The organism is Flavobacterium sp. UBA6195 (assembly GCF_002422095.1).
Taxonomy (GTDB): Bacteria; Bacteroidota; Bacteroidia; order Flavobacteriales; family Flavobacteriaceae; genus Flavobacterium.
In genome coordinates this window covers 1-11,709 of the sequence record NZ_DITB01000079.1, presented here as the reverse complement: position 1 = coordinate 11,709, position 11,709 = coordinate 1, and the positions used below count along the sequence as shown (strand labels likewise).

The 11,709-nt window shown below is 32.4% G+C and carries 14 protein-coding genes; 9 read left to right on the top strand and 5 right to left on the bottom strand.

The window, feature by feature from the left end; translation table 11 throughout:
* The 3 genes from feoB to B4I81_RS07030 form a co-directional block, all read left to right on the top strand.
* The coding region (gene feoB / locus B4I81_RS07040) for a ferrous iron transport protein B (protein WP_291109111.1) at nucleotides 1-2,030 on the top strand (2,030 nt) is incomplete at its 5' end.
* A gap of 38 nt (nucleotides 2,031-2,068) precedes the next feature.
* Nucleotides 2,069-2,899 carry a hypothetical protein gene (locus B4I81_RS07035; protein WP_291109109.1) on the top strand — a complete coding sequence of 277 codons (831 nt, stop codon included), beginning with the start codon at nucleotides 2,069-2,071 and terminating at the stop codon, nucleotides 2,897-2,899.
* Nucleotides 2,900-2,902: 3 nt separating this feature from the next.
* Complete coding sequence (locus B4I81_RS07030; RefSeq protein ID WP_150111888.1) at nucleotides 2,903-3,031, top strand: FeoB-associated Cys-rich membrane protein; 129 nt, start codon at nucleotides 2,903-2,905, stop codon at nucleotides 3,029-3,031.
* On the opposite strand, the gene B4I81_RS07025 is transcribed toward B4I81_RS07030, so the two are convergent.
* Nucleotides 3,028-3,846, bottom strand: coding sequence for a ZIP family metal transporter (locus B4I81_RS07025; RefSeq protein ID WP_291109105.1), 819 nt, complete (start codon nucleotides 3,844-3,846; stop codon nucleotides 3,028-3,030). The genes B4I81_RS07030 and B4I81_RS07025 overlap by 4 nt on opposite strands.
* Nucleotides 3,847-3,848: 2 nt before the next feature.
* Complete coding sequence (locus B4I81_RS07020; protein ID WP_291109103.1) at nucleotides 3,849-4,496, bottom strand: metal-dependent transcriptional regulator; 648 nt, start codon at nucleotides 4,494-4,496, stop codon at nucleotides 3,849-3,851.
* Between the two features lie 110 nt (nucleotides 4,497-4,606).
* Here B4I81_RS07020 and B4I81_RS07015 point away from each other — a divergent pair, with 110 nt between their 5' ends.
* From B4I81_RS07015 to B4I81_RS06990, 6 genes are all read left to right on the top strand, one after another.
* Nucleotides 4,607-5,746: a lycopene cyclase family protein gene (locus B4I81_RS07015; protein ID WP_291109101.1), complete on the top strand. Its 1,140-nt coding sequence runs from the start codon at nucleotides 4,607-4,609 to the stop codon at nucleotides 5,744-5,746.
* A 102-nt stretch (nucleotides 5,747-5,848) separates the two neighbouring features.
* On the top strand, nucleotides 5,849-6,259 hold the full coding sequence (locus B4I81_RS07010; protein WP_291109099.1) for a BrxA/BrxB family bacilliredoxin: 411 nt from the start codon (nucleotides 5,849-5,851) through the stop codon (nucleotides 6,257-6,259).
* A gap of 46 nt (nucleotides 6,260-6,305) precedes the next feature.
* Nucleotides 6,306-6,689, top strand: coding sequence for a hypothetical protein (locus B4I81_RS07005; RefSeq protein ID WP_291109097.1), 384 nt, complete (start codon nucleotides 6,306-6,308; stop codon nucleotides 6,687-6,689).
* Between the two features lie 91 nt (nucleotides 6,690-6,780).
* Entirely contained in the window at nucleotides 6,781-7,518 is a 738-nt protein-coding gene (locus B4I81_RS07000) for a lysophospholipid acyltransferase family protein (protein WP_291109095.1), read from the top strand.
* Nucleotide 7,519: 1 nt separating this feature from the next.
* Nucleotides 7,520-8,518 (top strand): acyl-ACP desaturase, encoded by a 999-nt coding sequence (locus tag B4I81_RS06995; protein WP_291109093.1) that lies wholly within the window; start codon nucleotides 7,520-7,522, stop codon nucleotides 8,516-8,518.
* A 70-nt stretch (nucleotides 8,519-8,588) separates the two neighbouring features.
* On the top strand, nucleotides 8,589-9,233 hold the full coding sequence (locus B4I81_RS06990) for an HD domain-containing protein (protein WP_291109091.1): 645 nt from the start codon (nucleotides 8,589-8,591) through the stop codon (nucleotides 9,231-9,233).
* Between the two features lie 11 nt (nucleotides 9,234-9,244).
* On the opposite strand, the gene B4I81_RS06985 is transcribed toward B4I81_RS06990, so the two are convergent.
* The 3 genes from B4I81_RS06985 to B4I81_RS06975 all read right to left on the bottom strand — a co-directional run bounded on the left by B4I81_RS06985 (nucleotide 9,245) and on the right by B4I81_RS06975 (nucleotide 11,691).
* On the bottom strand, nucleotides 9,245-9,958 hold the full coding sequence (locus tag B4I81_RS06985; protein ID WP_291109089.1) for a 3'-5' exonuclease: 714 nt from the start codon (nucleotides 9,956-9,958) through the stop codon (nucleotides 9,245-9,247).
* A 31-nt stretch (nucleotides 9,959-9,989) separates the two neighbouring features.
* Nucleotides 9,990-11,156, bottom strand: coding sequence for a serine hydrolase domain-containing protein (locus B4I81_RS06980; protein ID WP_291109087.1), 1,167 nt, complete (start codon nucleotides 11,154-11,156; stop codon nucleotides 9,990-9,992).
* A 61-nt stretch (nucleotides 11,157-11,217) separates the two neighbouring features.
* Nucleotides 11,218-11,691, bottom strand: coding sequence for a methylated-DNA--[protein]-cysteine S-methyltransferase (locus tag B4I81_RS06975; RefSeq protein ID WP_291109085.1), 474 nt, complete (start codon nucleotides 11,689-11,691; stop codon nucleotides 11,218-11,220).
* Nucleotides 11,692-11,709: the final 18 nt, after the last annotated feature.

Below are 11,709 nucleotides of genomic sequence, written 5' to 3'. Positions count from 1 at the left end.
TAACAGGATTGAATCAACAAGTGGGAAATTACCCAGGAATTACCGTTGAAAAAAAACAAGGCGTTTGTAAATTAAACGAAACCATAAAGGCAAAAATCATCGATTTACCCGGTACTTACAGCTTAAATGCTAGTTCGATTGATGAAAATGTGGTGATTGAATTATTACTCAACAAAAACGACGAAGATTTTCCAGATGTTGCCGTTGTGGTGACCGAAGTGGAAAACTTAAAACGAAATTTACTCCTTTTTACCCAAATTAAAGATTTAGAAATTCCGACCATTTTAGTAATTAACATGGCGGATAGAATGAAATTGAAAGGAATTGAATTGGATATTCCTGTTTTAGAAAAAGAACTAAAAACGAAGATTGCTTTAATTAGTTCCCGTAAAAAAATTGGTATTGATTATTTGAAAGATTTAATTCTAAATTATAATACTCTTTCCACGGAACCTTGTTTGAATGCGTCTTCTATTGATCCAGATTATTTCAATAATTTAAGAAGAGCGTTTCCAAATCAATTGCTGTACAAACTTTGGTTGGTAATTACGCAAGATGTGAATTTCTTAAATTTAGACCGAAACGAAATCAAAAGTTCGTTTACCAAATCGCATTCCGATTTAAAAAAATTACAACAGAAGGAAACTATAAAGCGTTATCAGTTTATAAATGACACGCTAAAATTAGGTCAAAAAATAGACGTTTCGAAAGCAACAGATATTCGTGCAAAAATTGACCGAGTTCTAACGCATAAAATTTTTGGTTATGTAATTTTCTTTGGAATTTTAATGTTAATTTTCCAATTTTTATTTGATTGGAGTAGCATTCCGATGGATTTTATTGATGAAACGTTTGCCAATTTAAGTTCGCTTGCCAAGCATCATCTTCCAGCAGGAGAATTTACCAATTTAATCAGTGAAGGATTGATTCCAGGAATTGGTGGAATTGTAATTTTCATTCCACAAATTGCCTTTTTATTCTTATTCATTTCCGTATTAGAAGAAAGCGGTTACATGAGTCGCGTAGTGTTTTTGATGGATAAAATCATGCGAAAATTTGGGTTGTCTGGAAAAAGTATTGTGCCTTTAATCTCAGGAACAGCTTGTGCTATTCCAGCCATTATGAGTGCAAGAAATATCGAAAATTGGAAAGAACGATTAATTACGATTTTAGTCACGCCTTTCACCACTTGTTCGGCGAGATTACCAGTTTATGCGATTTTAATTTCCTTAATTATTCCTGAAAAAAGAATCTTCGGATTTTTAAGTTTACAAGGTTTAACCTTAATGGCGTTGTATTTGATAGGTTTTGGAATGGCGGTTTTTTCGGCTTTCTTACTTAATAAATATTTAAAGCTAAGCTGCAAATCCTATTTTGTTGTGGAAATGCCAAGTTATAAAATTCCGATGTTTAAAAATGTTGGAATCAATGTGTTAGAAAAAACAAAAGCATTTGTAACTGGTGCGGGAAAAATCATTTTGGCCTTATCCGTAATTTTATGGTATTTGGGTTCACATGGATTAAGTGATGATTTTAATAACGCTGAAAAAATTATTACCCAACAAAATCAAAACACAACTATCTCAACCGAAGAATTTGAAGACCAAGTAAACTCTTTCAAATTAGAGAATTCATACATTGGGTACATGGGAAAAGCTATCGAACCAGCCATTCGTCCGTTAGGTTACGATTGGAAAATTGGAGTTGCTGTGGTGAGTTCGTTTGCTGCTCGTGAAGTTTTCGTGGGAACTTTAGCCACCATTTACAGCGTAGGGAGTCATAGCGAAGAAGAAACAACCATTAAAAACCGAATGGCAGCCGAAGTTCATCCTGAAACCGGGAAAAAAGTATTCAATTTTGCTACTGGAATTTCATTGTTGTTATTTTATGCTTTCGCGATGCAGTGTATTTCTACTTTAGCGATTGTGAAAAAAGAAACCAATTCGTGGAAATGGCCGATAATTCAGTTGGTTTTCATGAGTGGATTTGCTTACATAACTTCTCTGATTGCTTATCAATTCTTGAAATAAAAGGCATAATTTTTGATTGTCTTCAAAAAACAAAATTGATGAAAAAAACATTATTTGTTCTGATTACTATTTTAACATTAAATAGTTCATTCTCTCAGAAAATCGACAAGTCTAAAAGCGAATTAAAATCGGGAAATTCTTCTCGTTCTTCAAGTTCAAGTAGCAGCTCCTCAAGTTCTGGTTCTTCCAGAAGTTCTTCTTCAAATGATTTTGGACTTGCAGGTTTGCTTGTAGAAGGATTTTTATATGTGAGTTTTTATTCCACTATTGGCGATTATAGAAGCGAAAATCATTTGTATAATTCACTTTCTAAATATCCTTATTTCGATGGCGAATCAGGAAATTTTCAAAAAGAAAACGACAGTATTCAATATGGAAATATAATGCGATTTGATGTTGAAAACCATTTTTTGTACAGCAACAACAATATATTTGGAAATCATCTAAAAGCAAAATTTAGACCATTTCAATATTTTTATGTACAAGCTGATTACCGAGAACTGTTGGAAAAAAATGTATTTACAAATCGTTTTTCAAACCTATCATTGTTTCAATTTAACGTGGCTTATGATAGGATTCGATTTAAGAAATTCAATTTAGGTTGGACACTTGGCGCTACTTACGTTGGTAATGATGTACAAAAAGCAGGTTTCTCCTATGGTTTGCATACTGATATTTTTGCAATAAAAAACATCAGTTTTAATAGTGCGATGATGTGGAGTAGCATAAATGGTTTGCCTGTAAATTCGTTTGAAATCAGAGGAAAATATCATAAAAAGAATTATTTTTTCTCGTTAGGATATGAGCACTTAAAAATTGCTTCACCAAATTATAATTTTGTAACTTTAGGAACTGGAATATATTTTTAAAATATGGATATACAACAAATTTTAGTCTATGCTTCACTAGCGGTTGCAGTAGGCTTTTTAGTAAAAAAATTCTTTTGGAAAAAACGCACCAAGAAATCAAAACCTTGTGGCGACGATTGTGCCTGTCATTAACCCAATGCCACGTCTAAAGTCATCATTACAATAAAACCACCTATAAATCCCAAAGTGGCAATATCCGTATTTTTATCCTGTTGCGTTTCTGGAATTACTTCTTCCACCACCACAAAAATCATAGCTCCCGCAGCAAAAGCCAAAGCATAAGGTAAAATAGGGGTAAAAAAAGTCACAGCAACTGCACCAAGAACTCCAAAAATAGGTTCTACTAAAGCCGACGATTGACCGTACATAAAGCTTTTTCTTCTGCTCATTCCCATTCTTCGTAACGGCATAGAAACCGCAATTCCTTCAGGGAAATTCTGAATTCCAATTCCAATAGCCAAAGTAACTGCTCCAGCAATCGATGCTTCTGGAATTCCTGCTGCCACTCCACCAAATAAAACCCCAACTGCTAAACCTTCTGGAATATTATGCAACGTAATGGCTAAAACCAATAGCGTTGTACGTTGCCATGGCGATTTAATTCCTTCTGTTTCTTTGAAGTTAATGTGCATATGTGGCAACACTTTATCCAATCCGAAAATAAATAAAGCTCCCAAAGCGAATCCAAAAGCTGCTGGAAATACTTTTACAAAACCTTCTCCATGACTCATTTCGATAGCAGGCGCTAATAAACTCCAAAAACTTGCTGCCACCATAACGCCTCCTGTAAAACCAAGCATTCCATCTAACACTACACGATTCATATTCTTAAAAAAGAACACAAATGAAGCACCGAATGCCGTTAAACCCCAAGTAAAAGTAGTGGCTAAAAATGCCGCCAAAATAGGGTCAATACTCTCAAAAAAATGGATAATTGAATCAAACATACTTATTGAACATATAAATTATTAGCAATTTTATTTGAAATAGTTAAGCGTTTTCCATCGATTTCCACGGTTAACGTATCATCAAAATCTTCTTTGTCGATTATTTTTACAACCGAACCTAATGCTATTTTTTGCTTATCTAAAAATTTTAAAAAATCGGTAGAAGAATCTTTCACGCCAACACAATGAAAAGATGAATTAATTTCTACTTCTGATAACAATTGTTTTTCGATTTTCTTAATCACACCTTTCGCATCTGGAATTGGGTCGCCATGTGGGTCAGCTACTGGAAATCCTAAAAAAGCATCCAATTTATTAATCAATTGTTCCGATTTTATGTGTTCTAATTCTTCGGCAATTTCGTGCACTTCATCCCAAGAAAAACCTAATTTATCTACCAAAAAAACTTCCCACAAACGGTGTTTTCTTACAATCATTTTAGCTGAATGCAAACCTTTTTCTGTTAAAGTAACGCCTTGGTATTTTTGATAACTTACCAAATCTTTATCCGAAAGTTTCTTCATCATATCAGTAACCGATGACGCTTTGGTATCGAGCATACCAGCAATAGCATTTGTGTTAACGCCTTTTGGAGACACCAACGACAAATGATAAATAACTTTAATATAGTTTTCTTCCGAAATGGTCATAAACATTTTATTTTGACAAATATACAAAGTTTTTAAATACCAAAATATTTTTTTAGACAAGACTAAAAAACGATTTGAAACTATTACAACAAATTATTTATCTTTGAAAAATGCAACATTATCATTACATCTTCACAGGTTCAGGATTATCCGCTTTAATGACCGTTTACGAAATGCTTTTATCTGAAAAGTTTGATGATAAATCAATTTTATTAATTGATGAAAATACCAAAAAAGTAAACGATAGAACGTGGTGCTTTTGGGATGAAAATAATTTATTTGATGAAATCGTTTCAAAAAAATGGAATCAAGCGATTTTTGCGAATGAGAAATTTAATCGCGTTTTAGAATTGACGCCTTATCAATACAAAAAAATTAACGGTTTAGATTTTTACGAATTGGTTTTCAAAAAGATTTCAGAAAATAAAAACATTCATTTTCTGAATCAAAAAGTGGTCGATTTTTCTGAATTAGGGAATCATTGTGTTGTAAAAACAGAACAAGAAACCTTCACTTGTAACAAAATTTTTAATTCGATTTACAATCCGGAAGTTGTTACAGCGCAAACAAAATTCCCATTAATTCATCAACATTTTATTGGTTGGTTTATCAAAAGTAAAGAAGCTGTTTTTACACCCAATTGTGCTACTTTCATGGATTTTTCGGTGAAACAAAAAGGCAATACGCGTTTTATGTATGTTTTACCAACTTCTTCAACTGAAGCGTTGTTAGAATATACTTTGTTCTCAAAAAACTTACTTTCTAAAGAGGAATACGAAGCTGAAATACATAAATACATTGAAAATCTGGGAATAACAGAATACGAAATCATTGAAAAAGAACAAGGCAATATTCCAATGACATGTTATCCTTTTTGGAAACACAATACTAAAAATATTGTCAATATTGGTTCGGCTGGAGGTTGGACAAAAGCCAGCACAGGATATACTTTTAAAAATGCTTCTAAAAAATCAAAAGCTTTAGTTCAATTTCTAAAATCCGAATCCGATTTTACTAAATTTCACAGAAAAGATAAATTTTGGTTCTATGATTTGTTATTGTTAGATATTTTAGGTTCTAAAAACGAATTGGGTTCTAAAATATTTTCATCCATGTTTAAAGAAGGGGATTCGAGAGTGATTTTCAAATTTTTAGATGAAGAGACTTCGTTTTCAGAAGATTTACAAGTCATTTGGAGATGTCCTAAAATGATTTTTGTGGAAGCATTGTTTGGGAGAATCTTCAAATAAGAGCAAACTATAAAATCATAACAAATCTTTATGAATTGGCATTCTGTAACAAGCAAAAAACTTTGTAACTTTGCCACTCGTTAACTTATAACAATATACATTATGTATCCAGAAGAAATGGTAAACCCAATGCGCGCTGAATTAACAGACGCAGGTTTCAAAAATTTATATACAGCTGATGACGTTAAAAATGCTATCAAAGCAGAAGGAACAACTTTAGTAGTAATTAATTCTGTTTGTGGTTGTGCTGCTAGAAATGCACGCCCAGGAGCAAAAATGAGTTTAGAAGGTGGTAAAAAACCAGCAAATTTAATCACCGTTTTTGCAGGTGTAGACAGAGAAGCTGTTGATGCGGCAAGAGCAGAAATGTTTCCTTTTCCTCCATCATCGCCATGTATGGCTTTGTTCAAAGATGGTGAATTAGTTCACATGTTAGAACGTCATCACATTGAAGGTCGCCCTGCAGAATTAATCGCTGAAAATTTAAAAGACGCTTACAACGAATTTTGCTAAATAACGCAACCTTTTCGTAATTTTTATATCTTGACAGAAAAAGATTATGAGCACTATTATTCGTTTTTTGCTTTTAGCAATGCTTCTTCAAAGTTTTCAGTGTAATGAAGAAGAAACTGTAACTTCGATAACACCACAACAACTGGTTCAAAAAAAACAAGAAATTCTTAATTATATCAATAGTTTTTCTTGTGCAGAAGCTTCAGGTTGTAATTCAATTGCCTTTGGTGCTAAACCATGTGGTGGTCCGAGAGAATTTTTGGTTTACCCAAATACGGTTAATCAAGCTACACTTGAAAATTTAGTAAATGAATATTACGAAATGGACAATGCATACAACTTGCAAATAGGTGCCGTATCAGATTGTATGGTAGTAGGTCCGCCAAGAACTATTGATTGCGTAAATGGAGTTTGTACAATCATTGACTAAAAAACAATTTTACTATGCTAGCATATAGAAAGACCGCCGAATATGGTGGTTTTTTTATTTAATAACTTATTTTTGCACAAATGGTTTTCAAATGGAAAAAATACTATCATATCCACTTTCAATTGTTTATTATATTTTATTTATACTTTGGTTGTTGATTTTTCATCCAATTCAATGGGTATGTTTTAATCTTTTTGGATATAATGCACATAGATTAAGTGTGGCTTATTTGAACTGGTTCTTAGTTAGAACAGCGCATGTATTAGGAACTACGTACCATATTAAAGGAATGGAAAATGTTCCAGAGCATAAGCCTCTAATTATTGTAGCTAATCATCAAAGCTTACATGATATTACTACTATCATTTGGTTTTTACGAAAAGCACACCCTAAATTCATAAGTAAAATCGAATTAGGTAAAGGAATTCCAAGTGTTTCTTACAATTTAAAACATGGAGGTTCTGCTCTAATTGACAGAAAAGATCCAAAACAAGCCCTGCCCGAAATTAAAAAAGTAGCCGAATTAATTAATAATAATAATTACTCCGTTGTCATATTTCCAGAAGGAACGCGTAGCAAAACAGGAACACCTAAACCTTTTGCAGTAAATGGTTTAAAAATGCTATACAAGTTTGCACCGGATGCTTATTTCTTACCTATAACTATAAATAATTCGTGGAAAATAACAAAATTTGGAACTTTCCCTCTTGGTTTGGGTTCTAGATTAGAATTCATTGTTCATGAACCATTAAAAATTTCAGAATACCCGTTTGAAGAAATTTTTGAAAAAACCGAAAAAACAATTACAAAACATATCAAAATAGATTAAAATGTTGATACAAAATGTCCGTTTAGAAGTGATGCAATTTTTAGAAAAGAAAATTGACTACTTTATGGAAGAATTCTTAATTCCTGTTGAAAAAATTTGGCAACCAACAGATTTATTACCCGATTCTTCAAAAGAAAATTTTTTAGAAGAAGCTAGAGAACTTAGAGAAATTGCAAAAGATTTACCCTATGATTTTTGGGTTGTATTAGTAGGAGATACTATTACAGAAGAAGCATTACCCACTTATGAAACTTGGTTAATGGATGTAGAAGGTGTTAATCAAAAAGGAGAAAAAGGCGATAATGGCTGGGCAAAATGGTTACGCAATTGGACAGGTGAAGAAAATCGTCATGGAGATGTATTAAATAAATACTTATATCTTTCAGGAAGAGTAAATATGCGTGAAGTAGAAATCACAACACATCATTTAATTAACGATGGTTTTGACCCAGGAACAGATAGAGACCCATACAAAAACTTTGTTTTTACAAGTTTTCAAGAATTAGCAACTTATGTTTCTCACAATCGTGTGGCTCAAATGGCAAAGAAATTTGGTGATAAAAAACTACACAAAATGTGTAACTTAATTGCAGGAGATGAAATGCGCCATCACTTAGCCTATAGCGAATTTGTAAAACGTATTTTTGAAGTGGATCCAAGCGAAATGATGCTGTCATTTCAATACATGATGAAGAAAAAAATTACTATGCCTGCTCATCTAATTAGAGAATCAGGAGAAAGTATTGGAACTGCATTTGAAAAATTCTCAGAATCGGCTCAACGTTTAGGTGTTTATACGGCAATGGATTATGTAGATATTCTAAAAAAACTAAATGAAAAATGGGAGATTGATAAAATTTGTAATCTTACTGATGAAGCTGAAAAAGCTCGTGATTACTTAATGAAATTACCTGAAAGAATGACTAGAATTTCTGAACGATTAGTAGTTCCTGCTGAAGGACAACTTTTTAAATGGGTACAACCTGCCTTAGTAAAATAACATTAAAAAAATATATTTAAGATTCCAAATTCGATTATGGGTTTGGAATTTTTTTTTGTAAATTAGAACCATGCAAATTATCAATAATACTATACTTTTTGTAAAGAATCAATTGGCTCAGGCTGAGGGAGGTCATGATTGGTTTCACATTGAACGCGTATACAAAAATGCTTTATTAATTGCTGAAGAAGAAGAATGTAATTTGACTGTTGTTAAATTAGCTGCTTTGCTTCATGATATTGCAGATTCAAAATTTCATAATGGAGACGAAACTATTGGTCCCAAAGTAGCTCGTGAGTTTTTAGAATCACAAAATGTTTCGGAAGATATTATTTTGCATGTGATTGCTATTATTGAAAACATATCTTTTAAAGGCGGAAATTTTGAAAAGAAATACCTTTCAAAAGAATTAGAAATCGTACAAGATGCCGACCGACTAGATGCGATTGGTGCAATAGGAATTGCTCGTGCTTTCAATTATGGTGGTTTTAAAAATCGACCATTATACAATCCAAATATTCAACCTAATTTGAATATGAGTAAAGAAGAGTATAAGAATAGTGAGTCGCCAACTTTGAATCACTTTTACGAAAAACTTCTTCTTTTAAAAGACAAAATGAACACCATAACCGGAAAAAAATTGGCTCAAAAACGTCATGATTTCATGATTACTTTTTTAAGCCAATTTTATTCGGAATGGGATAGTGAAAAATAGTAAGAAATGAATTAAACATGAATAATTTCATCTTTAACCAATAATTCTTCCCTTCTTAATCTTAAAAAAATTTGTGCTACAGCAATTACGTCTTTTTCACAATATGTTATGATTCTATCAATATCATTTTCAACATAAAAAACGTGCGCCACTTCGCTACCATCAATATCATCTTTTGGTGATGGTATTCCCAAAACTTTTGTTAGAAGTTTTAATGAGGTAAAGTGTTTATAATCTCCAAATTTCCATAATTCTAGAGTATCTAAATGAGGAACTTCCCAAGGTTTTTTACCAAATAAATTTAATTTATTTGGAAGTGGAATACCATTAATAATCATTCTTCTAGCAATAAAAGGAATATCAAATTCTTTTGCATTATGACCACATAAAAGATGTTGGGCACCATTAAAATGGGTATTCAATAAATTGGAAAACTCGTTTAAAATTTTCTTTTCATCACCCCAAAAACTGGTTACGCGAAAATTTCGAATATCGGCTTTATTAACAAAGTAACCCACTGAAATGGTAATGATTTTTCCAAATTCGGCCCAAATTCCAGCGCGTTCATAAAAATCTTCCGCTGATACTTCATCTTTTCTTTGGTATTGCGTTTTTTGTTCCCAAAGTTGTTGAGTTTCACTATCTAAACCGCGATAATTGTGGTATTCTGGAACCGTTTCAATGTCTAAAAACAGGATGTTGTTTAAATTAATTTTTTCAATCATAGAGCGTAGTAGTTGTTTAGTTAATGTGAATTTATTTATTCATATCTTTTTTGGCTAACATATTATAAGCTTCTTCTACATAAACATATAAATCGTTACTATGTGGGTCTGTATTCGTTTGGAGTCCTTTCAAATGCCCTAATCTAACAATGATTAAATCATCTTCAGGAATTACGATTACAAATTGTCCTAAATGACCTCGCATATAAAAAAGCTTCTTTCCTTTAATTTCGTGCATCCACCATCCATAACCATATTGTGGACTTTTCTCAAATCGTGGTGTGATGCATTTTTTCACAAAAGTGCTATCTAATAATTGTTGCCCATTCCATTTCCCATTATCTAAATACAGTTTTCCAAAACGGGCAAAATCTCTCGCATTACTTGCGATGCAACAATAGGCTTTTTCAATTCCGTCAGGCGCTTCATCTAATTGCCAAAGTGCTTCGTTTTCAGCTCCCATAGGTTGCCAAAAATGTTTCGACACATAATCTGATAAATGTTCGCCAGTAGCTTTTTCAATACACATAGCCAATAATTGTGTAGCGCCACTTAAATATTTGAAGGATTGACCTGGTTTTTCGTTAATATCTAATCCTAAAATAATACCTTTCAAATTGTCATCAAAATAAGCACGAGTTACAATAGAAAACGGACTGTAATATTTCTCATCCCAACTTAATCCAGAAGCCATAGAAGATAAATCGCCGATAGTAACTTCTTTGGCATATTTTCCTTTTAGTTCAGGAAAAAAGTCGGTTACTTTTTGATCTAAACTTTTCATTTTTCCTTCCATAATAGCTTTTCCCATAGCCATAGTAACAACACTTTTTGCCATGGAAAAAGAATTGGTTTTAGAATTTTTATCAAATCCATCGAAATAACTTTCGTGCCAAATACTATCGTTTTTAATGATTAAATAAGCAACAGTTTGTAATTCTTTATGGTTTTTAGATAAGACTTCGGTGGCAGGAATGGAATTGTAATCGGTGGCTATTGCCCAAGGTTGTGCGATTCCTTTCTTAATTTCTCTATTAGGAAATTCTTTATAGTCTTCTAGAAAAGCAGTTGTGTAACCTTTGAAATAAATGGTTCTTACAGCTCGTAAAAGATAATCCACATTAAAAACATACATTAAAATGATGATGCTCACTATAATAATAGCAAACCATTTGAAGAATTTTATAAGAAATTTCATGAACTAATTTTATAAGATTGCGTTATAAAAGTAGCAAAAAGTGATTGGATTTTACAACAATCTAAAACAAAGTTTCTTGTTTTACAGGATTTTCATGTTCAAGCAGCCATTTTTTGCGCCACAAACCACCTGCATAACCTGTCAATGAGCCATCTGTACCAATAACTCTATGACAAGGAATCACAATCCAAAGTGGATTTTTTCCATTGGCAGAAGCTACGGCTCGAATTGCTTTTACATCTCCTAATCTTTTAGACAATTCCATGTAAGAAGAGGTTTTACCAAAAGGAATTTTGAGTAATTCTTGCCAAACTTTTTTTTGAAATTTTGTGCCTGATGGATTTAACAAAAAGGTAAATTGAGTTCTGTTTCCTTCAAAATATTCTTGGATTTGACTAACAGCCTCTTCTAATTCTTGAGGAACCTTAGATACTCTTCTAATCTCTTCATTCTTGAGATGAATATTAGAAACTCCATTCTCATCGCCTTGAATTTCTGCTAAACCAATCGGCGTTTTTACGAAAGCTATTTTCATTTAGTAAATATAAAAAAA

Coding starts and splice junctions, on each gene's coding strand:
- B4I81_RS07025 (WP_291109105.1), bottom strand. CDS start 3,846: ATGTTTGATTCAATTATCCATTTTTTTGAGAGTATTGACCCTATTTTG.
- B4I81_RS06980 (WP_291109087.1), bottom strand. CDS start 11,156: ATGAAATTTCTTATAAAATTCTTCAAATGGTTTGCTATTATTATAGTG.
- B4I81_RS06985 (WP_291109089.1), bottom strand. CDS start 9,958: ATGATTGAAAAAATTAATTTAAACAACATCCTGTTTTTAGACATTGAA.
- B4I81_RS06995 (WP_291109093.1), top strand. CDS start 7,520: ATGTTGATACAAAATGTCCGTTTAGAAGTGATGCAATTTTTAGAAAAG.
- B4I81_RS07010 (WP_291109099.1), top strand. CDS start 5,849: ATGTATCCAGAAGAAATGGTAAACCCAATGCGCGCTGAATTAACAGAC.
- B4I81_RS07000 (WP_291109095.1), top strand. CDS start 6,781: ATGGAAAAAATACTATCATATCCACTTTCAATTGTTTATTATATTTTA.
- B4I81_RS07035 (WP_291109109.1), top strand. CDS start 2,069: ATGAAAAAAACATTATTTGTTCTGATTACTATTTTAACATTAAATAGT.
- B4I81_RS07005 (WP_291109097.1), top strand. CDS start 6,306: ATGAGCACTATTATTCGTTTTTTGCTTTTAGCAATGCTTCTTCAAAGT.
- B4I81_RS06975 (WP_291109085.1), bottom strand. CDS start 11,691: ATGAAAATAGCTTTCGTAAAAACGCCGATTGGTTTAGCAGAAATTCAA.
- B4I81_RS07030 (WP_150111888.1), top strand. CDS start 2,903: ATGGATATACAACAAATTTTAGTCTATGCTTCACTAGCGGTTGCAGTA.
- B4I81_RS07020 (WP_291109103.1), bottom strand. CDS start 4,496: ATGACCATTTCGGAAGAAAACTATATTAAAGTTATTTATCATTTGTCG.
- B4I81_RS07015 (WP_291109101.1), top strand. CDS start 4,607: ATGCAACATTATCATTACATCTTCACAGGTTCAGGATTATCCGCTTTA.
- B4I81_RS06990 (WP_291109091.1), top strand. CDS start 8,589: ATGCAAATTATCAATAATACTATACTTTTTGTAAAGAATCAATTGGCT.